Genomic DNA, 19,484 nt, shown 5'->3' on the forward strand with positions numbered 1-19,484 from the left:
TTTTAATTGGGACAAGGCTGACACCCCGATGTCCCCTTGTCAAGAACGGATATTCGTTTTACTTTGGGCCCATGCCCAGAGTCAGCGAGGAACACCTGGAACGCCGCCGGCAGCAGATTCTCGACGCCGCGCAGTCCTGCTTCGCCCGCAAGGGACTGCACGCCACCACCATGCAGGACGTCTTCGCCGAATCCGGTCTCTCGGCCGGGGCGGTCTACCGGTACTTCAAGTCCAAGGACGACATCATCAAGGACCTCGCCACCGACGCCACCGTCGACCTGCGCGCGGCCCTCAGCGAAGCCGTCTACAGCGATCCGCTCCCCACGCCCCCGGACCTGGTCCGCATCATGTGCGAGGCCATCGTCCGGCTCAGCGTCCCGGGCGGGCCGGTCCGCATCATCCCGCAGGCCTGGTCGCTGGCCCTGACCGACGCCAATATCGCCGACTACGTCCGCACCAATATCCTCGGCATCCGGCGCCTCTGGTTCGACTACGCCGAGCGCATGCGCGACGTAGGCTGGCTCCCCCCGGACGCCGACACCGACGCGGTGGCCAAGATCTTCCTCGGCCTACTACCCGGCTTCATCCTGCAGCACCTCATCCTCGGCGACGTCGACCCCGAAACCTTCGCGCGCGGCATCACCGAGATCCTCCCCGACTACCGCCGCGCCGCCGAGGCCGCGGCCGAATCCGCCCGAGCCTGAACCGATCCCGGGCGGCACCGGGTATCGGCGTCAGGGCAGCAGCCCCTGGCGGGCACGGCCCGCCCCGGAGAGGGTCAGCAGCAGGATGGTGGCCAGGGGCTCGTCCTCGAGCCCGGCGGCCGGGAAGGTGTAGCGCAGGATGACGTCCGCGAGCTTCTCGCGGGACACGACGGTGAGCGTGCCGAACTGGAGCGCGGCATTGCGTTCGGCGACCCGCTTGTGCAGCTGCGGTTTCACCGGACGATCCCAGGCCAGGATGCACATGAGCGCCAGCACATCCAGGCCGGGCGAGAGGTTGACGCCGCGCAGCGAGCACAGCGCGCCCTCGTACTCGAAGCCGAGGCCGCCGTCCTCCTCGCGAACCTCCACGCCGTAGCGCAGCAGCAGGGCGCGGGCGCGGTCCTGGAGCGCCTCGGCGGGGGTGAGCTGGTCGGTCATTTCACGCCTCCGAAGCGACGGTCACGCTTGGCGTACTCCAGGCAGGCGTCCCAGAGGTTGCGGCGGTCGAAATCGGGGAAAAGCGTTTCCTGGAACACGAATTCGGCGTACGCGGCCTGCCAGATCAGGAAGTTGGAGGTGCGCAGTTCACCCGAGGGACGCAGGAACAGGTCCACGTCCGGCATATCGGGTTCGTCGAGGTAGCGGGCCACGGTGGCCTCGGTGATCTTCTCCGGGTCGAGTTCCCCGGCGGCCACCCGGCGCGCGATTTCCCGTGCGGCATCGGCGATCTCGGCGCGGCCGCCGTAGTTGACGCACATGGTGAGGGTCATCACCGTATTGTCCCGGGTGAGCTCCTCCGCGATCTCCAATTCCTTGATCACGCTGCGCCACAGGCGCGGTCGGCGGCCGGCCCAGCGCACCCGCACACCCATCTCGTGCATCTCGTCGCGGCGGCGGCGGATCACATCGCGATTGAAGCCCATCAGGAAGCGCACCTCGTCGGGACTGCGCCGCCAGTTCTCGGTGGAGAAGGCGTAGGCCGACAGCCACTTCACGCCCATCTCGATACAGCCCTCGACGGTGTCCATGAGCACGGCCTCGCCGCGCTCGTGGCCCGCGGTGCGGGGCAGCCCGCGCTCCTGGGCCCAGCGACCGTTGCCGTCCATCACCAGCGCCACATGCCTGGGCACGAATTCCGCCGGAATCGCCGGCGGCTTCGCCCCCGACGGATGCGGCGACGGCGGCCGCACAACACGCTGCTCAGTCGATGACTTCCGGTTCCCGATCACGCCCACCATCCTGCCCGACGCTCCGCGGGGCCGGACGGCGCCCACACCATTGCCACCGGACCTCCACATTTCCTCCACCGGACGGCGTACGGCGGCGGGGAAACCGGCATTTCCCCGCCGCCGAGCGCCCGGCCGGTCAGCTGGGGAGACTGTCGAGGTAGGCGCGGTAGCTACCGAAGGGCAGAACAGCGTCGTAGACCAGCTCGCCGCTCGGGGTGAACTCCGAGATGCGGGGCGTCATGCCCCAGCTGACCAGGGTATTGCCGTTCGGCAGGGCTTGGGCGTTGCCCATGGCCGGGGTGACCAGACCGTCCGGGTGCTCCTGATTGCGCACCAGGGTGGCGCGCCCCGCGGCCGGGTCGAGGTGGATCCACTCCACGCTCGACTTCCCGCGCGACTCCACACCGCTGGAGTTGTTGTCGAACAGTCGCAGCGTCGAGGCGTCGGCGAACTCGGCATCGTGCTGGAAGGCGAACTGCACGTCCCGATCGGCGATCAGGGTCGGATGCTTGCCGCCGAGCTGCCAGCGGATATCGCCGGTATTCGGGTCGACGTCGTAGACAGCGGACGTATTGCGCAGGGACACAACCAGATTCCCGGACGGATCCTGGCTGATCGAGTTCATGTGATACGGGTCGTAGACGTCGCCGGACAGCTTGCCGGAGGTCTCCGAATCACTCAGCGGCACGTGCTCGGCCGCGCTCCAGCGGAACAGCTGCCGGCCCGAGGCGACATCGATCACCAGGGCGACGGTGTCGAACATCTTCCCGTTCGCCGGGCCGCCGATGGCGGTGAGATCGGCATCGACCTGCGGGTACGAGGTGAGCAGCGCGTGACCGTCGGGGGTCAGCCGGAATTCGTGCACATCCGCGCCCGCCCCACCCGGGTCGACGGTCGCCAGCACATTGAAGTTCTCGTCCGCGATGATTCCCACGCCCGAGCCGTGCCCGGCGACCGTGCTGCCCTGCCACCAGGTGAGCACCTTGCGCCCCTGGTAGATCTGCGTCCGGAAGTTCGAGACATCCTGTCCCGCAGGCGGTTCGTAGCGTTTGACCTCCTTGCCGGACCGGTCGGCAATGACGTTCGCGGGCCTTCCGCCCGGCAGCACCTGGGCCACGGTACCCAGCCCCGGCACCAGCGCGGCCGCGCTCACACCGGTGGTGTAGTAGATGAATCCGTCGCTCTCGCCCGGCTTTTCGACGTTCACCGTGTACGCGAGCCCGCCGAACGGCGAATTCGGCAGCACCGGCTGGGCCACGGCGGTCGCGGTCGCCGACGAGGCCAGCACGGCGGCGACGGCCAGCGACACCGGCAGGCGGCGGGCAGCCTGCGAGGACTTTCGATGAGGAGAACCCGACACGCCGTGAACTTTAGGCTCCCTAACGTTCGATGGCTCTGTATCGAATCTCACTGATCCGGACCCGCTTTCCCGCGCCCGCTCACCGGGACTCCCAGGGTGATTCGCCCCAGGATCAGCCGATGGCGGCACGGGGACGCTCGGCCACCGCGTCGCGCTCGACGGCTTCGTGCGGGCGGGTGCGCTCGATGAGCGGCAGCGTGCGCAGCTGCCGTTCCAGATGCCACTGCAGATGCGCGGCAATGAGACCGCTGGCCTGGCGTCGCATGGCGTCGGAGACGGCGTCGACGCCGGACCAGTCGCCCCGATTGAGAGCGCTCATGTGGTCGAGGACGCCGACCATGGGCGTGGCCGCGCCGGGCGGACGGCAGTGCACGCACACCGCGCCGCCCGCGGCCACATGGAAGGCGCGGTGCGGGCCGGGGGTGGCGCAGCGGGCGCAGTCGTCGAGGGCGGGCGCCCAACCGGCGAAAGCCATGGCGCGCAACAGGTATGCGTCCAGGATCAGTTCGTGGGGACGGCGGCCCAGCGCGATGGCGCGCAGCGCGCCGGCGGTGAGGGTGTGCAGGCGAGCGGCGGGTGCGCCCTCCTCGCCGGCCAGGCGCTCGGCGGTCTCGAGCACGGCGCAGGCGGTGGTATAGCGGCCGTAGTCGGCGACGATGTCGGCGGCGAAGGTCTCGACCGTGTGCACCTGGGTGACGGTGTCGAGATTGCGGCCCGGATACAGCTGCACATCCACATAGGCGAACGGTTCCAGCCGCGCCCCGAACTTGGAGCGGGTGCGCCGCACACCCTTGGCGACCGCGCGCACCAGGCCGTGCTGGCGGGTCAGCAGCGTGACGATGCGGTCCGCCTCGCCCAGCTTGTGCTGGCGCAGCACCACCGCCTGATCCCGATACAACCGCACCGCAACAGTCTCGCACGCGCGGCCGACCGGACCACGACGAGTCGCCGGACGTGTGCCGATTAGAAGTTCGTTGGTCTGCGATTGGCCGCGCGACACACGCTGAGCGCGACCCTCGGACCGAGGAGTTGGATACGCCCTTTCGGAGGAACTCCCATGACACGCCAGGCCGCCACCCCGGTGCACAAAGCCCGCGCGGGTGATCCGGCGTGTGTGCTGCCGTCCGGCCCCGGAGGGGTGGGCCGGACGCTGGTACTCACCGCGGCGGGCGGGATCGCCGTGTGACACATCGGCCGCGCCCTCGCCGCCGATGAGGCGTGATCGACCACTGCCCGGTCGATCACGCCGCCACACGTTGGACGTGTGACCAGAATCGCGCTAGGTTACTCCCGAGTACGGGAGAGACGGGATTCACATGACACTGGCGTCGGTTGGCGAACTCGGGCTGGCGGAACTCGCGGCGGCACTGGCGGCGGGCACACTCACCTCGGTCGAGGCGACCAGCGCGGCGCTCGACCGGATCGAGGCCAGCCAGGGGGCGCTCAATGCCTTCCGGATCGTGCGACGGGCCGAAGCGCTCGCCGAGGCCGCCGACGCCGACCGCAAACTCGCCGCCGGACACCGCGAGCCCCTGCTCGGGGTGCCACTGGCCATCAAGGACGACACCGACTTGACCGGCACCCCAACGGCTTTCGGCTGCGGTGGCGAATTCCCCGCCAAGACCGAGGACGCGGAGTCGGTGCGACGGCTGCGCGCGGCCGGGGCGGTCATCGTCGGCAAGACCAATACCTGTGAGCTCGGGCAGCTGCCGTTCACCAGCGGAGACGCCTTCGGGCACACCACGAATCCCTGGAGCGCCGGCCACACGCCGGGCGGGTCGTCCGGCGGATCCGGCGCGGCGGTGGCGGCCGGATTGGTACCCGCCGCCCTGGGATCCGACGGCGCGGGCTCGGTGCGCATCCCGGCGGCCTGGAACAACCTGGTCGGCATCAAGCCGCAGCGGGGCCGCATCTCCACCTGGCCGCTGCCGGAAGCCTTCTACGGGCTCACCGTGAACGGCCCGCTGGCTCGCACCGTCGCCGATGCGGCGCTCCTGCTGGACGCCGCCGCCGGACCTCATCCGGGCGACCTGCACACCCCGCCCGCGCTGCGTGTCTCCGACGCGGTCGGCCGCGATCCGGGCCGCCTGCGCATCGCGCTCTCCCTGCGAATCCCGTTCACCGCCACCAGGACCACGCTCGACCGCGAGGTGGAGGCCCGGGTGCACGCCACCGCCGCCACGCTGCGCCGCCTCGGCCACGAGGTCACCGTCGCCGACGTCCACTACGGCGTGCTGATGGGTGCGACCTTCCTCCCGCGCTCCATGGTCGGCATCCGCGAGGCGCTGGACCGCCTCCCCGGCGCGCAGGTGGATCCGCGCACCACCCACAATGCCGCCGTCGGCCGCATCCTCTCGCCGCTGCTGTTCGCCGCCCGCCGCGCAGAACCCCTGCTGCGCATGCGAACCGGCCGCATCTTCGACGACTTCGACCTGGTGCTGGCCCCCACCACGGCCACTCCGCCCCCGGGCGTCCACGAGATCGACGACATCGGCAGCTGGGCCACCGACGAACTCATCACCGCGGCCTGCCCCTACACCTGGCCCTGGAACGTCCTCGGCTGGCCCGCCGTCAACATCCCCTCCGGCTTCACCGCCGCCGGCCTTCCCGTCGGCTCCCAGCTCATGGGCCCCGCCAACTCCGAACCGCTCCTGGTTTCGGTTGCGGCCCAATTGGAATCGGAGCTGGAATGGCACAAGAACCGCCCGACACCCTGGTGGCCCCAGCCCTGACCCGCAGCCAGAAGGCGGCCGCGGCCGCTGCACTGACGGCCTGGACTGCGCGCCCGCCCCACAGGGAAATACGCCCAGCCGACACCTGGTCCCGAGCCGCAGCGACGCCGAAATCGCCTACAGCACAGGACGATCCGCTGAATCTGCCCGCAGCCGCTCAGGTGGCTGCGAGCAGGCAGCAGGTCAGAAGCCGAGCTTGCCGAGCTGCTTCGGGTCGCGTTGCCAGTCCTTGGCGACCTTCACGTGCAGGTGGAGGTAGATGCGGGTGCCGAGGATGTGCTCGATCTGCTTGCGGGCGTTGGTGCCGACCTCCTTGAGGCGGGCGCCGCCCTTGCCGATGATGATGGCCTTCTGGCTGGGGCGTTCGACGTAGAGGAGGGCGTGGACGTCGAGCATGCCCTCGGCCGAGCGGCGGCCGTCGGTCTCCTGGTCCTCGTTCTCCTCGCGCTCGAGGACCTCCTCGATCACCACCGCCAGCGAGTGCGGGAGCTCGTCGCGGACGCCCTCGAGGGCCGCCTCGCGAATGAGCTCGGCCATCAGGACTTCCTCGGGCTCATCGGTGAGTTCGCCGTCGGGGTAGAAGGCCGGGCCCTCGGGCATCTGGGAGGCGATGACGTCGACGAGCACCTCGACCTGCTCGCCCTTGACCGCGGAGACCGGGACCACCTCGGCCTCGGGGCCGAGCAGCTGTGACACGGCCATGAGCTGGTGGGCGACCTGGTCGCGACTCACCTTGTCGATCTTGGTGACCACACCGAGCAGGGTCGTCTTGGGCGCCATGGTCTTGATCTGATCGACGATCCAGCGGTCACCCGGGCCGATCTTCTCGTCCGCCGGAATGCAGACGGCGATGACGTCGACTTCCGAATACGTATCGCGCACCAGGTCGTTGAGGCGCTGGCCGAGCAGCGTGCGCGGCCGGTGCAGACCGGGGGTGTCCACCAGGATCAGCTGCGCGTGGTCGCGGTGCACGATGCCGCGAATGGTGTGCCGCGTGGTCTGCGGCCGCGAGGAGGTGATGGCGATCTTCTGCCCCACCATGGCATTGGTGAGCGTGGACTTGCCGGTGTTCGGCCGGCCCACGAAACACACGAAGCCGGACCGGAATTCGCCGCTGTCCTGACCCTGGCCGCTCACTCGAAAACCTCCGATTCGGTCTCCACATCGAAGCCCGCCGGGACCTCGCGCTCGCCGGCCGCGTCGCCCGCCGTGGGCTGCTGCGCCGCAATGGGATTCTCGACGCCGTAGTCCGCGGGCGCACCGGCTTCCAGCACGTCGAACACCGCGCCCTTGGCATCGGTGAAAATGATGCGCGCCGACGGCGAAACCTCACGCACGGCCGACACCCCGGGATCCGACAGCTTGCCCGCGACCACCACGGCCGCCTCGAAACCGCCTGCGCCACTGGAGATCGCGGCCGCCACCGCCGACTGCAACGCGGTCAGCTTCAGCGCGGTCAGCTCCACGGTTCCGGCCGCGTAGGTGCGTCCGTCCGAATCACGCACGGCCGCACCGCCATTGCCGCCGGTGCGGCCCATGGCGCCACGGGCGAGGACCAACAGCTTGTTGTCCTCCGCATCCAACTCAATCATCGGCCTCTCCATCCTCGTGTACGTCGTCGGCCGGTTCGTGTTCCGCCGGTTCGGTTCTTGTCTGCTCCGGGCCCTTGCGCACCACCACGGTGTGGATCCGCATGCGGCCGCGCGCGTCTGCCGCGCCCTCCCCCTTCAGTTGCAGGCCGTGGATGACGGCCTTGGAGCCGGGCAGCGGGACGCGCCCCAGGGCGTGGGCGAGCAGACCGCCGACGGTGTCGACATCCTCGTCCTCGATCACCATGTCGAACAGCTCGCCCAGGTCGTCCACCGGCAGTCGCGCCGAGACCCGGAACTTGCCCGGGCCGATCTTCTCGATCGGCGCGATCTCGTCCTTGTCGTACTCGTCGGCGATCTCGCCCACGATCTCCTCGAGGATGTCCTCGATGGTGACCAGCCCGGCAATGCCGCCGTACTCGTCCACCAGCACGGCCATATGGTTTCTGCGACGCTGCATTTCGTCCAGCAGCGCGTCCAGCGGCTTGGAGTCCGGCATGAACACGGCGGACCGCATGACCTGCCGCACCTTCACCTTCCGGCTCCGATCCGCGTACGGCACCAGGTCTTTCAGATAGACGACACCCAGAATGTCGTCGACGTTCTCGCCCACCACCGGAATTCGCGAGTGCCCCGACCGCACCGCCAGCGACATGGCCTGCGCCGCAGTCTTCTCCGCCTCGATCCACACCATCTCGGTGCGCGGCACCATGACCTCGCGGGCCGGGGTGGTGTCGAGCTCGAAGACCGACTGGATCATGCGGCGCTCGTCGGCATCCACCACGCCGCGCTCCCCCGCCAGATCCACCACCTCGCGCAGCTCGATCTCGGAGGCGAAGGGGCCGTTGCGGAAACCCTTACCGGGGGTGATCGCATTACCGATCAGAATCAGCAGCCGGCTGATCGGGCCCAGCAGCGAGCCGATGGCCTGCAACGGCAGCGACGCGCCCAGCGCCAGCGAATACGCGTGCTGGCGGCCCAGCGTGCGCGGCCCGACACCGATCACCAGATAGTCGACCAGCACCATGACCGCCGCGGTGATCAGCAGCGCCGGGCCTTCGTCCAGCCAGTCCATGAGCACCGCCGCCAGCAGCACCGTCGCGGTGATCTCGCACGTGAGCCGCAGCAGCACCATGAGATTCACATAGCGCGGCCGATCCGCGATGATGCGCGCCAGCCGCGCCGCCCCGGTCCGGTCGGCTCGCACCAGATCCTCCACCCGCGCAGGCGAAATCGTGTTCAGCGCCGAATCCAGCGCCGCGAACACGCCACCGGCGGGGACCAGGACGATCGCCAGCAGGAGCAGAACGAATGAATTCACGCCGGGCCCAGCGGATCACCGGTGGTATCGGTGAATCCGGTCTTGCCCAGCAGCCGCTGGTCGCGCTCGGCGAGCTCCGCGCGGCGCATTTCCTGGCGCACGTTCGCGTACCAGCCCTCCAGCAGGGAGGCCTGCAGCGCGAACATCTCCTTCTCCTCCTCCGGCTCGGCATGGTCGTAGCCGAGGAGGTGCAGGACGCCGTGCACGGTCAGCAGCGCCAGCTCGTGATCCATGGAGTGCCCGGCCTTCTCGGCCTGCTGGGCCGCGAACTCGGGGCAGAGCACGATGTCACCGAGCATGGAGGGGCCGGGCTCGGCGGCATCGGGCCGCCCGCCCGGCTCCAGCTCGTCCATGGGGAAGGACATGACATCGGTGGGACCCGGCAGGTCCATCCAGCGCATGTGCAGATCCGCCATGGTGTCGAGATCGACCAGCACCATCGACAGCTCGGCCGCCGGATGCACATCCATCTGAGCGATGACGAACCGCGCGACGCTGACCAGTTCTTCTTCGGATACCTCGATACCCGATTCGTTGGCGATCTCGATACTCACCCGATCAGCCTAGAGGGAGAGGTCAGTGTCGTTCTCCTCGGCTCGCGGCACGTCGCTGTGCCCGATTGCCGGGATAGTGGACCGCGGCCGGGGGCCGCGACTCCGCCTCGAACCGGTCGTAGGCGTCGACGATCTCCCCGACCAGGCGGTGACGGACCACATCGGCGCTGGTGAGCTCGGCGATATGGATGTCGTCGATGCCGTGCAGGATCTCCGTCGCCGCGCGCAGACCCGAGCGCGCGCCGTGCGGCAGATCGACCTGGGTGATGTCACCGGTCACCACGATCTTGGAACCGAAGCCCAGGCGGGTGAGGAACATCTTCATCTGCTCGGCCGTCGTGTTCTGCGCCTCGTCCAGAATGATGAACGAGTCGTTGAGCGTGCGACCGCGCATGTAGGCCAGCGGGGCGACCTCGATGACACCGGCCTGCATGAGCTTCGGGATCGCCTCCGGATCCATCATGTCGTGCAGGGCGTCGTAGAGCGGGCGTAGGTACGGGTCGATCTTCTCGTTCAGCGTGCCCGGCAGGAAGCCCAGCCGCTCGCCCGCCTCGACCGCGGGCCGGGTCAGGATGATGCGGTTGACCTGCTTGGTCTGCAACGCCTGCACGGCCTTGGCCATGGCCAGATACGTCTTGCCGGTACCGGCCGGGCCCACCCCGAACACGATGGTGTGCGCGTCGATGGCGTCGACATAACGCTTCTGATTGAGCGTCTTGGGCCGGATGGTCCTGCCGCGCCGGGACAGGATGTCCAGGCTCAGCACCTCTGCCGGAGAATCCGAGGAGCCCTCGGTGAGCATGGAGTAGGTGTGCCGCACCGCCTCGGGCGAGACCACCCGATTGCGCGCGGTGAGCGCGACCAGCTGTGCCACCACTCGTTCCGCCAGGGCGACATCGGCCGGCTTGCCGGTCAGCGTGACGGAATTGCCGCGGACGTGGATGTCGGCATCGAGGAGGCGCTCGAGTTCACGCAGGTTCTCGTCAGCCGAACCCAGGAAACCGAACACCGATTCCGGTGCCAATTCGATGCTGGAACGAACGGTCCGCCCCGCCGGTCCGGAACCGTTGACGCCGGCGCCGATGCCGGCAATGGGTGTGCTCTGATCGCCGATTTCGCCTGGTGTTCTCAAAAGTGGCTATGGCCTGCTTTCCGGTCTCGATGCCGTTTTCGTTGACAGAAGTTTACCGCCGCCCACCGACACCGCCCAGTGAATAGACGGCTACCGGCAGGGCCAACACACCGGTGTCATCCAACTGCCGCGCCCCCGAATCCATTCCGTGGCGAACCGCGCGAAAAGGCCTACCAGCGCGGGGTGAGCGCGCCCAGCGCGCCGAGGGCGACGGCGGCCGCAGTGGAGGTGCGCAGCACGGTCGGGCCGAGCAGGACCACGTCGGCGCCGGCGTCGGCGAGGGCCTTCAGTTCCGAGTCGTCGAGGCCGCCTTCGGGGCCGACGATCAGGACCACTTCGGGGACGCCGGTGAAAGAAAGGTCGGTCAGGCGGGATTCGCCGGACTCGTGGAGGGCGGCGACGATCGCGCCGTTCGCCCTCGCGGTGCGGACCAGGTCCAGGAGATCGCGGGTGGTGTGGAGGTCGGCGACGTCCGGGATGTAGGCGCGGCGGGATTGGCGGGCGGCCTGTTTGGCGGCGGCGCGCCACTTCTCGACGCCCTTGCGGGCCTTGGCTTCCCAGTTGGAGACGCAGCGCAGGGCCTGCCAGGGGACGATGGCGTCGGCGCCCGCCTCCGTCATGAGTTCGACTGCCAGTTCCGAACGGTCGGACTTGGGCAGGGCCTGGACCACCGTCACCTGCGGGGTCCAGGGCGCTGCCACCCGTTTGGCCAGTACCTTCAGTTCGAGGCGATCCTTCTGGGCCGCAACCACTTCCGAGTCGGCGAGGATCCCGTGCCCGTCGGAGAGGGTGATGGGTTCCCCGACCCGGATGCGGCGCACCGTGGCGGCGTGGCGGCCCTCGGGGCCGTCCAGCACCGCAGTCGCACCCGGTTCGGGAATGTCGTCGAGGTAGAAGACGGTGGCGGCCAACGGATCAGCGTCCGCTGAAGGAGGCGCGCAGGCGCGCGAACAGGCCGGAGTTGTGTTCGGACTGGGCGGTCATGACCTCGGTGTGCTCGTTGACGCGCATGCCCTTGTACTTGCGCAGCAGGTCGGCCTGCTTGGAGTCGAGCTTGCTCGGCACCACGATGTCGAGGTGCGCGATCAGGTCGCCGCGCGAGTTGGCGCGCAGCTTGGGCATGCCGTGGCCGCGTAGCACCGACGCCTCGCCGGGCTGGGTGCCTGCTGGGATGGTCAGCTCCACCGGGCCGTCGAGGATGGTGTCGATGACGACGGTCGTGCCGAGCGCGGCGTCCACCATGGGGACGCGGATGGTGCAGTGCAGGTCGTCGCCGTCGCGCACGAAGGTGTCGTGCGGCTGCTCGACGATCTCCACGTACAGGTCGCCGGCGGGGCCGCCGCCGGGGCCGACCTCGCCCTGCGCGGCCAGCCGCACCCGCATGCCGTTGGCGACACCGGCCGGGATGGGCGCGGCGATCTCGCGGCGCGCGCGCACGCGGCCGTCGCCGCCGCACTTGCGGCAGGGGTCGGGGATGGTCTCGCCCGCGCCCCGGCAGGTGGGGCAGGGGCGGGAGGTCATGACCTGGCCGAGGAAGGACCGCTGCACGGTCTGCACCTCGCCCGCGCCGCCACAGGTCTCACAGCGCACCGGCTTCGAATTGCCGTTGGTGCCGGAGCCCTGGCACAGGTCGCAGAGGATGGCGGTGTCGACGGTCAGGTGCTTCGTGACACCGACTGCGCACTCCTGCAACGACAGTCGCGTGCGCAGCAGCGAATCCGCGCCCGGCTGCACACGGCCGCGCGGCTTGCGGGTGCCGCCGGAGGCGTTCATGCCGCCGAAGAACGCCTCGAACACGTCGCCGAGGCCACCGAATCCGGCGCCGGAGAAGCCGCCGCCCATGCCGCCGGCGGATTCCAGCGGGTCACCACCGAGGTCGACGATGCGCCGCTTCTCCGCGTCGGACAGCACCTCGTAGGCCGTGGAGACCTCGCGGAACTTCTCCTGGGCCTCCGGGTCCGGATTGACGTCGGGATGCAGTTCACGCGCCAGCTTCCGGTAGGCGCGCTTGATCTCCTGGTCGGTCGCACCGCGTGCGACTCCGAGCAGTGCGTAATAGTCCCGTGCCACGTGCGCTCTCTAGTCCTGTTTCGTCTTCTGGGCCTGCTCACCGTTCGGCGAGCACCTCACCGATGTATCGGGCGACAGCCGCCACCGAGGCAATGGTCCCCGGGTAGTCCATGCGGGTCGGTCCGAGCACCCCCATACCTCCGAGCACCGTACCGGTCAGCCCGTAACCGGTGGACACCACGGCCGTCCCGCGCATCTGCTCGACCTTGGTCTCCTCGCCGATCTGCACCGTCACGGTACCCGGGACCTGTGCCGCGGCCAGCAGCTTCAGCACGATCACCTGCTCCTCGAGGGCCTCTAGGACCGAACGCAGCGAACCCGGGAAACCGTTCCCGGCGAAATCGGAGGCATTGCGGGTGAGGTTGGCGGTGCCGCCCAGCACCAGGCGCTCCTCCGGATGCTCGACCAGCGTCTCGACCAGCACGGTGGAGACGCGGATGAGCACATCGCGGAGCTTGGGCGACGGGGAGTGCTCGGGGAGTTCGGCGACCGACGCGGACGCGGCGGCCAGGCGCTTGCCGTCCATGGCCTTGCCGAGCATGCCGCGCAGGGCGGCCAGATCGTCCTCGCTGACGACGGCGCCCAGATCGACCAGGCGCTGGTCGACGCGGCCGGTGTCGGTGATCACGACCAGCAGCAGGCGGGCCGGGTTGAGCGCGACGACCTCGATGTGGCGCACGGTGGACGCGGACACGGTCGGGTACTGGACCATGGCGACCTGCCGGGTCAGCTGGGCCAGCAGGCGGACGCCGCGGCGCAGCACGTCGTCGAGATCGACGCCGCTCTCCAGGAATTCCATGATCGCGCGGCGTTCCGCGCCGGACAGCGGCTTGACCTCGGAGATGTGGTCGACGAACTGCCGGTAGCCCTTGTCGGTGGGGATGCGGCCGGAGGAGGTGTGCGGCTGGGCGATGTAGCCCTCGGCCTCGAGCACCGCCATGTCATTGCGGACGGTGGCGCTGGAGACACCCAGATTGTGCCGCTCGACCAGGGTCTTGGACCCGATGGGCTCCTTCGTCGCGATGTAGTCCGCGACGATGGCCCGCAGGACCTCGAGCCGTCGTTGCTCGGTGCTCGACATGATGGCCCCACCTCCTTGCTCGCCCTCGGGTACGCCTCGTGCACGCCCGAGCCCTCCGCGGCAGGAAGCAGCCGATCATTCGGCACCGGCCACGCGGATTTCCCGGATTATCTCCTCCAGTTTAGTGTCCCCGACGCAAGTCGCTGTGCCACCGCCCGCCACCTGGGCGGAGTCGGCGCACGGGCCGTGCCGGGTGTCACTGACCGGCGGCGGCCTCCACGACTGCGGCCACGTCGGCCGGATGGGAGACGAGGCCGGCGTGGGAGGCGTCGATCGAGGAGGTGTGGGCGTTCATGCGCTTGGCCATATCCCATTGGGACGCAGGGGGAATCACGCGGTCGGCGGTGCTGACCAGATACCAGCTCGGGGTGGCGGCCCAGGCGGGTGAGCCCGAGGGTTCGAGGTTGGCGGACAGGGCCAGGGAGTGCTGGCGGGCGGCCATGGCGGCGGCGGTGGCCGGATCGACGTCCTGGGCGAAGACGTCGGGGAAACTGGCGGGGTCGATGTAGGCGTCCACGTTCCTGCCCGCGATCCCCTGCTGGTCGTTCACCATCTTCAGCCGCAGGGCCAGGGTGAGTTGCGAGCCGGGGTACTGGATCGGATTCAGTTCCAGCAGTGCGGCTTCACCCTGGGTCGGCGCGAAAGCCGAAATGTAGACCAGGGATTCGATCTTCGAGTCGTGCACATTGCTGATCACGGTGCCGCCGTAGGAGTGGCCGACCAGCACGATCGGACCCGCGATGCCGTCGATCGTGCGCTGGATCGCCGCCGCGTCGTAGGCGGGACCGCGCAATGGATTCTCCGGCGTCACAACGGAATAGCCGTCGTCGCGCAGCTGGGCTGCCACGCCGTCCCAGCTGGAGGAGTCGGCGAAGGCGCCGTGCACCAGCACGATCGTGGGCATGGGCGCAGCCGTGGCCGGCGCGGCGGCGAGTGGGGTCACGACGAGCGCCAACGCTACCGCGGCGGCACTCACGCGGCCGGCGGTGTGACCGGCGCGGGCACGGAGGCGATGCAGGAGTTCGACGGGTCGCACCAGTGGCTTCACCATGAGATGTCCTCGGGCCGAAGGTTGTTCGGGGCGCTGCCGAAGTCGTTCGGGGCGCTGCAGTGCGCGGGCCGCGGCCGAGGCTCCGACCGCGATACAGACCGGCTGTACGAAATCTCCGTCCGTCAATCTAGTCCGGACCGACCGGTTCTACCCGATATTCACCGATCTCCGCAGGTCACAGCTAAAGTCCGACCGCGATCCGGAACGGAAACGGTCAGTCCGGCCGGCCCCATCGGGCGAAGGCCCCGAGGTCAGCCCAGGAGGGTGCGGACAACACCGTCCGCGAGCAGTCGGCCGCGGTCGGTCAGAATCAGGTGGTCGCTCACCCGCTCGGCCAGGCCATCGGCAATGACGCCGTCAGCGGCGGCGCGGCCGTCGACATCGAGATCGGCCAGGGGGAGGCCCGTCCGGAGGCGGACGGTGAGCATGACGCGCTCGGTGTAGCGCTCCTCGCGCGTGAGGGACTCCCAGCCCGCGGCTGGGAGGCCGCCGGTGGTCACCCGATCCGCGTAGCGCGCCGGGTGTTTCACGTTCCACCAGCGAACGCCGCCGACGTGACTGTGCGCGCCCGGACCCGCACCGAGCCAGTCGCCGCCGTCCCAGTAGCCGAGGTTGTGGCGGCAACGGGCCGCGTCGGAGGCGGCCCAGTTGGAAACCTCGTACCACTCCAGGCCGGCCGCGGCCAGACGGGTGTCGATGCGCTCGTAGCGGGCGGCGAGCACGTCGTCGTCGGGGGCGGGAAGTTCGCCGCGCCGGACCCGGCGGGCCAGGGCGGTGCCGTCCTCGACGATCAGGGAGTAGGCCGACACGTGGTCGACCCCGGCGGACAGCACGGCATCGAGGCTGGCGTCGAGATCGGCGTCGGCTTCGCCGGGCGTGCCGTAGATCAGGTCCAGATTGACGTGCTCGATGCCCGCGGCACGAGCTTCCTTGGCGGCGGCCACGGCCCGGCCTGGCGTGTGGGTCCGGTCCAGGATCTTCAGCACGTGCTGGGCCGCGGACTGCATGCCCAGCGAGACACGGTTGTACCCGGCCGCGCGGATGCGATCGAAGAATTCGGGCGAGGTGGATTCCGGATTGGACTCGGTGGTCACCTCGGCCCCGGGCGCGAGCGTGAAGTTCTCGCGAATGGCGTCGAGCACCCCCGCGAGCCCGTCACCACCGAGCAGCGACGGCGTGCCACCGCCCACGAACACGGTCTCCACCGCAGGTGTAGCCGACGGCAGCACGTCGAATTCCCGTGCCGCCGTGGCAAGTTCACCCTTCAGCGCCTCGAACCAGGATTGCGGTGAGGACGAGCTCCCCAACTCCCCCGCCGTGTAGGTGTTGAAGTCGCAGTACCCGCACCGCGTCGCGCAGAACGGCACGTGGATGTAGATCCCGAACGGCCCGCCCCCGAAATCGCGCAGCACCGGCACGTCGGCGGCGGCCGCCGCGGCGGTGCCGGAGGTCTGTTGGGGAGCAGTCGAGGTCACTCATCCAGTGTGACCGGTTGCCCCGGTCACAGCGCACCCGCCTGCGCGGGGACGCTGCCCGGACTGCGGAGCATCTCCAATCCGGATACATTCCAAGGGATTTCGGCGAGCCGGGCGATCGGCTCCAGGTGCGGACGGGGACGGGCCGATGATCGAGGTACCGCGGCACGGGGTCGATGCCAGGTCGATCAGGGAGGTCGACGAGGGCTCCGTGGCCCCGGTGGTCTATCGGTCGCGGATGCCGGTGCGGCCGGAGGGCCCGAACTTCTCGCGGTCGATGGACGGTGTGCTGCTGGCCACCATGCTGATGTCGGATCCGCCGGCGTTTCGGGCGCGGACCTGGTATTTCGCGCATTCGACCGAGCAGACGGTGACGCGGCGGTTCCGGGCGAGCGGCATCGAATCCGGCTTCGACAAGTACGACCGGGTGGCGGGCTGGCGGGCGGCGTTCTGGTGGACGCTCGTTGCCCGCGATGCCGAGGCCATGGGTGAGCTGGTCGAGTATCCGATCGAGCGGCTGCGCGAGTTCGGTGACGGCGCCTTCGACGACTTCCAGTACGAGTGGGTGCGGCTGCTGCAGACGGCCTGGCGGTTCGGCCCGAAGAGCGTGTACGAGGCGGCCTGGGCGCTGGACACCACCAGCCGGGTGGGTGCGCAGCGGGTGACGGACCTGCTGTTCCGGCCGGCCGTGGAGGTGTTCCTGCGCTTGGCGGACGGCGATTCCGAGGGCTTCGACTGGGAGATGACGAACGCGCTGCGGCTGCATCGCGCCTTCTTCGACAACGACACCTGGCGCAACGATCCCGAGGGCGTCCTGGCGCTGCCGCTGCTGGCTCTGGCCTGCTGGGCGCGGGATTTGGGCTATCGGACCGCCGTCCGTTCGCCGTACCTACCGGCCGGATTCATCGATCGCCCGGATTGGGCGATCTCCCCCGAACTGGCCGATGAGCTGGGCCGGCTGGCGGCGGCCAAGGCCCGCCTCGCGGCATCCGACGCCGATCGGATGACGTAGCCTCGCCGGCGCAGCCGTTCAGGTCAACCGTCCAAAGGTATGCCGGGCGTTGATCTATGATGCCCGTCACAAATCGGACAATATATCCAGGGGATTTCCCGGGAAACTGCGGAAAATTCGATCCGGCAGTCGGAACGACCCTTCTGACGTGGCACAATAAGCCCCATGACTGGACTTGGAGTGCGACTCGTGGCGCGTCGCCATGTCGACTTCAAGCGTGTCTGCAGCGCGAGCTGTCTGCCGGGAAGCCTCCGGTAGATCGGCTCCCATTCTCCCGGAATCCGGCGTCCACCTGACGCCGTAAGAGCCGGTTCTCTGATATCGGAGGCGTGAGCCAGCCCCTCCCGCCTGCCCGCAAGACCCTTCAGGAGCGACCCCATGACGTCGAGCACCGACGCCACCAGTTCCGATAACGCTCGATCCGCCCGGCCCGAAAAGCCCGCCGCGGAGCGACGCGTGCGTCCGGATCGCCCGCGGTCGGAAGCGCCCGTCGCGCCGCGGGAGCGCACCGCACGACCGGTGAAGCGCAAGTCCGAGGGACAGTGGGCGCTCGGGTACCGCGAGCCGCTCAATGCCAACGAGCAGAGCAAGAAGGACGACAACCCGCTCAACGTGCGGGCGCGCATCGAGAACATCTACGCCAAGGGCGGATTCGACTCGATCGACAAGAGCGATCTGCGCGGCCGCATGCGCTGGTGGGGTCTGTACACCCAGCGTGAGCAGGGCTACGACGGCACCTGGACCGGCGACGAGAACATCGACATCCTCGAGGCCCGCTACTTCATGATGCGGGTGCGCTGCGACGCCGGTGCGCTGAACCTGAAGCAGCTGCGCACCCTCGCGCAGATCTCCACCGAGTTCGCGCGCGACACCGCGGATCTGTCCGACCGCGAGAACGTCCAGTACCACTGGATCGAAATCGAGAACGTGCCGGAGATCTGGCGGCGGCTCGAAGCGGTCGGCCTGCAGACCACCGAGGCGTGCGGCGACTGCCCGCGCGTGGTGCTGGGCTCGCCGCTGGCGGGTGAATCCCTCACCGAGATCATCGATCCCACCTGGGCCATCGACGAGATCGTCAAGCGCTACATCGGCAAGAAGGAATACTCCAACCTGCCGCGCAAGTTCAAGACCGCCATCTCCGGTCAGCAGGATGTGGTGCACGAGATCAACGACGTCGCCTTCGTCGGCGTCGTGCACCCCGAGCACGGACCGGGCCTGGACCTCTGGGTGGGCGGCGGCCTGTCGACCAACCCGATGCTGGCCCAGCGCGTCGGTGTGTGGGTGCCGTTGAACGAGGTGCCCGACGTGTGGGAGGCGGTCGTGTCGCTGTTCCGCGACTACGGCTACCGCCGCCTGCGCACCAAGGCCCGCCTCAAGTTCCTCGTGAAGGACTGGGGCATCGAGAAGTTCCGCGAGGTGCTCGAGACCGAGTACCTGAAGCGGAAGCTCATCGACGGCCCGGCTCCGGAGCAGCCGAAGCGGCCCATCGACCACATCGGGGTGCAGAAGCTGCGCAACGGGCTGAACGCGATCGGCTTCTCCCCCATCGCCGGTCGTGTCTCGGGCACCATCCTGAGCCGGGCGGCCGACGCGATCGAGCGCGCTGGCTCCGATCGGGTCCGTTTCACCCCGTACCAGAAGCTCATCGTGCTCGACGTCCCCGACGACAAGGTCGAGCAGCTGATCGAGGAGCTGGAACCGCTGGGCCTGCACGGCCGTCCGTCGCACTGGCGGCGGAACCTGCTGGCGTGCAGTGGCATCGAGTTCTGCAAGCTGTCGTTCACCGAGACCCGCAAGCGGTCGCAGGTGCTGGCGCCCGAGCTGGAGACCCGGCTCGCGGACATCAATGCCGACCTGGACGTGCCGATCACGGTGAACATCAACGGCTGCCCCAACTCCTGCGGTCGGTCCCAGATCGCAGACATCGGTTTCAAGGGCCAGCTGGTCGACGACGGCGACGGGAATCAAGTGGAGGGTTTCCAGGTTCACCTGGGCGGCTCCCTTGGGCTCGACTCCGGCTTCGGCCGAAAGCTCCGGCAGCACAAGGTGACCAGCGAAGAGCTGGGTGACTACATCGAGCGCGTGGTGCGCAACTTCATCAAGAACCGTGATGAGGGTGAGCGTTTCGCGCAGTGGGCGGTCCGAGCCGATGAAGCAGACCTGCGGTAGTTGGG

The 19,484-nt window shown here is 69.0% G+C and carries 19 protein-coding genes and 1 pseudogene; 6 read left to right on the plus strand and 14 right to left on the minus strand.

Annotated elements, in window-relative coordinates; all coding sequences use genetic code 11:
- Positions 1-71 precede the first annotated feature (71 nt).
- The gene (locus tag ACFXHE_RS01665) at positions 72-704 is read left to right on the plus strand and encodes a TetR/AcrR family transcriptional regulator (protein WP_379378768.1); all 633 of its coding nucleotides are present in this window, start codon (positions 72-74) and stop codon (positions 702-704) included.
- Between the two features lie 30 nt (positions 705-734).
- Here ACFXHE_RS01665 and ACFXHE_RS01670 read toward each other — a convergent pair whose 3' ends face one another.
- The 4 genes from ACFXHE_RS01670 to recO all read right to left on the minus strand — a co-directional run bounded on the left by ACFXHE_RS01670 (position 735) and on the right by recO (position 4,197).
- A complete protein-coding gene (locus tag ACFXHE_RS01670) occupies positions 735-1,142 on the minus strand; it encodes a hypothetical protein (protein WP_364617732.1) in 408 nt (135 codons plus the stop codon).
- Positions 1,139-1,942 carry an isoprenyl transferase gene (locus ACFXHE_RS01675; protein WP_354835454.1) on the minus strand — a complete coding sequence of 268 codons (804 nt, stop codon included), beginning with the start codon at positions 1,940-1,942 and terminating at the stop codon, positions 1,139-1,141. Before ACFXHE_RS01675 ends, ACFXHE_RS01670 begins: the two co-directional genes overlap by 4 nt.
- Before the next feature lie 127 nt (positions 1,943-2,069).
- Positions 2,070-3,293: an arylsulfotransferase family protein gene (locus ACFXHE_RS01680; protein WP_379378770.1), complete on the minus strand. Its 1,224-nt coding sequence runs from the start codon at positions 3,291-3,293 to the stop codon at positions 2,070-2,072.
- Positions 3,294-3,405: 112 nt separating this feature from the next.
- The gene (gene recO / locus ACFXHE_RS01685) at positions 3,406-4,197 is read right to left on the minus strand and encodes a DNA repair protein RecO (protein WP_379378772.1); all 792 of its coding nucleotides are present in this window, start codon (positions 4,195-4,197) and stop codon (positions 3,406-3,408) included.
- A 153-nt stretch (positions 4,198-4,350) separates the two neighbouring features.
- Here recO and ACFXHE_RS01690 point away from each other — a divergent pair, with 153 nt between their 5' ends.
- Positions 4,351-4,479, plus strand: a complete 129-nt coding sequence (locus tag ACFXHE_RS01690; protein ID WP_379378774.1) for a hypothetical protein — start codon at positions 4,351-4,353, stop codon at positions 4,477-4,479.
- A gap of 130 nt (positions 4,480-4,609) precedes the next feature.
- Complete coding sequence (locus ACFXHE_RS01695) at positions 4,610-6,025, plus strand: amidase (protein WP_379378776.1); 1,416 nt, start codon at positions 4,610-4,612, stop codon at positions 6,023-6,025.
- A gap of 183 nt (positions 6,026-6,208) precedes the next feature.
- Here the strand turns inward: ACFXHE_RS01695 and era are convergent, their stop codons facing one another.
- From era to hemW, 10 genes and pseudogenes are all read right to left on the minus strand, one after another.
- Entirely contained in the window at positions 6,209-7,162 is a 954-nt protein-coding gene (gene era, locus ACFXHE_RS01700; protein ID WP_354835460.1) for a GTPase Era, read from the minus strand.
- 149 nt (positions 7,163-7,311) lie between these two features.
- A pseudogene (locus ACFXHE_RS01705) lies at positions 7,312-7,617 on the minus strand (cytidine deaminase); the annotation flags it as partial.
- Positions 7,610-8,935: a hemolysin family protein gene (locus ACFXHE_RS01710; RefSeq protein ID WP_379378778.1), complete on the minus strand. Its 1,326-nt coding sequence runs from the start codon at positions 8,933-8,935 to the stop codon at positions 7,610-7,612. The pseudogene ACFXHE_RS01705 and the gene ACFXHE_RS01710, both read right to left, overlap by 8 nt.
- A complete protein-coding gene (ybeY, locus tag ACFXHE_RS01715; RefSeq protein WP_379378780.1) occupies positions 8,932-9,489 on the minus strand; it encodes an rRNA maturation RNase YbeY in 558 nt (185 codons plus the stop codon). Before ybeY ends, ACFXHE_RS01710 begins: the two co-directional genes overlap by 4 nt.
- Positions 9,490-9,511: 22 nt before the next feature.
- A complete protein-coding gene (locus tag ACFXHE_RS01720; protein ID WP_379380332.1) occupies positions 9,512-10,582 on the minus strand; it encodes a PhoH family protein in 1,071 nt (356 codons plus the stop codon).
- Between the two features lie 209 nt (positions 10,583-10,791).
- Positions 10,792-11,532, minus strand: a complete 741-nt coding sequence (locus ACFXHE_RS01725) for a 16S rRNA (uracil(1498)-N(3))-methyltransferase (protein ID WP_379378782.1) — start codon at positions 11,530-11,532, stop codon at positions 10,792-10,794.
- A 4-nt stretch (positions 11,533-11,536) separates the two neighbouring features.
- A complete protein-coding gene (gene dnaJ, locus ACFXHE_RS01730; RefSeq protein WP_379378784.1) occupies positions 11,537-12,691 on the minus strand; it encodes a molecular chaperone DnaJ in 1,155 nt (384 codons plus the stop codon).
- A 37-nt stretch (positions 12,692-12,728) separates the two neighbouring features.
- Positions 12,729-13,772, minus strand: a complete 1,044-nt coding sequence (hrcA, locus tag ACFXHE_RS01735) for a heat-inducible transcriptional repressor HrcA (RefSeq protein ID WP_379378786.1) — start codon at positions 13,770-13,772, stop codon at positions 12,729-12,731.
- A gap of 196 nt (positions 13,773-13,968) precedes the next feature.
- Positions 13,969-14,823, minus strand: a complete 855-nt coding sequence (locus ACFXHE_RS01740) for a lipase family alpha/beta hydrolase (RefSeq protein WP_379378788.1) — start codon at positions 14,821-14,823, stop codon at positions 13,969-13,971.
- A gap of 251 nt (positions 14,824-15,074) precedes the next feature.
- A complete protein-coding gene (hemW, locus tag ACFXHE_RS01745) occupies positions 15,075-16,241 on the minus strand; it encodes a radical SAM family heme chaperone HemW (RefSeq protein WP_379380334.1) in 1,167 nt (388 codons plus the stop codon).
- A gap of 205 nt (positions 16,242-16,446) precedes the next feature.
- Between hemW and ACFXHE_RS01750 the strand changes: the two genes are divergently transcribed.
- The 3 genes from ACFXHE_RS01750 (at position 16,447) to ACFXHE_RS01760 (ending at position 19,479) form a co-directional block, all read left to right on the plus strand.
- The gene (locus ACFXHE_RS01750; RefSeq protein ID WP_379378790.1) at positions 16,447-17,310 is read left to right on the plus strand and encodes an immunity 49 family protein; all 864 of its coding nucleotides are present in this window, start codon (positions 16,447-16,449) and stop codon (positions 17,308-17,310) included.
- A gap of 165 nt (positions 17,311-17,475) precedes the next feature.
- Positions 17,476-17,568 carry an Ms4527A family Cys-rich leader peptide gene (locus ACFXHE_RS01755; RefSeq protein ID WP_354835468.1) on the plus strand — a complete coding sequence of 31 codons (93 nt, stop codon included), beginning with the start codon at positions 17,476-17,478 and terminating at the stop codon, positions 17,566-17,568.
- A 120-nt stretch (positions 17,569-17,688) separates the two neighbouring features.
- Positions 17,689-19,479: a nitrite/sulfite reductase gene (locus ACFXHE_RS01760; protein ID WP_364617707.1), complete on the plus strand. Its 1,791-nt coding sequence runs from the start codon at positions 17,689-17,691 to the stop codon at positions 19,477-19,479.
- The last annotated feature ends 5 nt before the right edge of the window (positions 19,480-19,484 follow it).

It is taken from the genome of Nocardia sp. NPDC059229 (assembly GCF_042754165.1).
Classification (GTDB): Bacteria; Actinomycetota; Actinomycetes; order Mycobacteriales; family Mycobacteriaceae; genus Nocardia.

Coding starts and splice junctions, on each gene's coding strand:
- ACFXHE_RS01670 (WP_364617732.1), bottom strand. CDS start 1,142: ATGACCGACCAGCTCACCCCCGCCGAGGCGCTCCAGGACCGCGCCCGC.
- hrcA (WP_379378786.1), bottom strand. CDS start 13,772: ATGTCGAGCACCGAGCAACGACGGCTCGAGGTCCTGCGGGCCATCGTC.
- ACFXHE_RS01690 (WP_379378774.1), top strand. CDS start 4,351: ATGACACGCCAGGCCGCCACCCCGGTGCACAAAGCCCGCGCGGGTGAT.
- ACFXHE_RS01750 (WP_379378790.1), top strand. CDS start 16,447: ATGATCGAGGTACCGCGGCACGGGGTCGATGCCAGGTCGATCAGGGAG.
- ACFXHE_RS01755 (WP_354835468.1), top strand. CDS start 17,476: ATGACTGGACTTGGAGTGCGACTCGTGGCGCGTCGCCATGTCGACTTC.
- ACFXHE_RS01675 (WP_354835454.1), bottom strand. CDS start 1,942: ATGGTGGGCGTGATCGGGAACCGGAAGTCATCGACTGAGCAGCGTGTT.
- ACFXHE_RS01760 (WP_364617707.1), top strand. CDS start 17,689: ATGACGTCGAGCACCGACGCCACCAGTTCCGATAACGCTCGATCCGCC.
- ACFXHE_RS01695 (WP_379378776.1), top strand. CDS start 4,610: ATGACACTGGCGTCGGTTGGCGAACTCGGGCTGGCGGAACTCGCGGCG.
- ACFXHE_RS01665 (WP_379378768.1), top strand. CDS start 72: ATGCCCAGAGTCAGCGAGGAACACCTGGAACGCCGCCGGCAGCAGATT.
- ACFXHE_RS01740 (WP_379378788.1), bottom strand. CDS start 14,823: ATGGTGAAGCCACTGGTGCGACCCGTCGAACTCCTGCATCGCCTCCGT.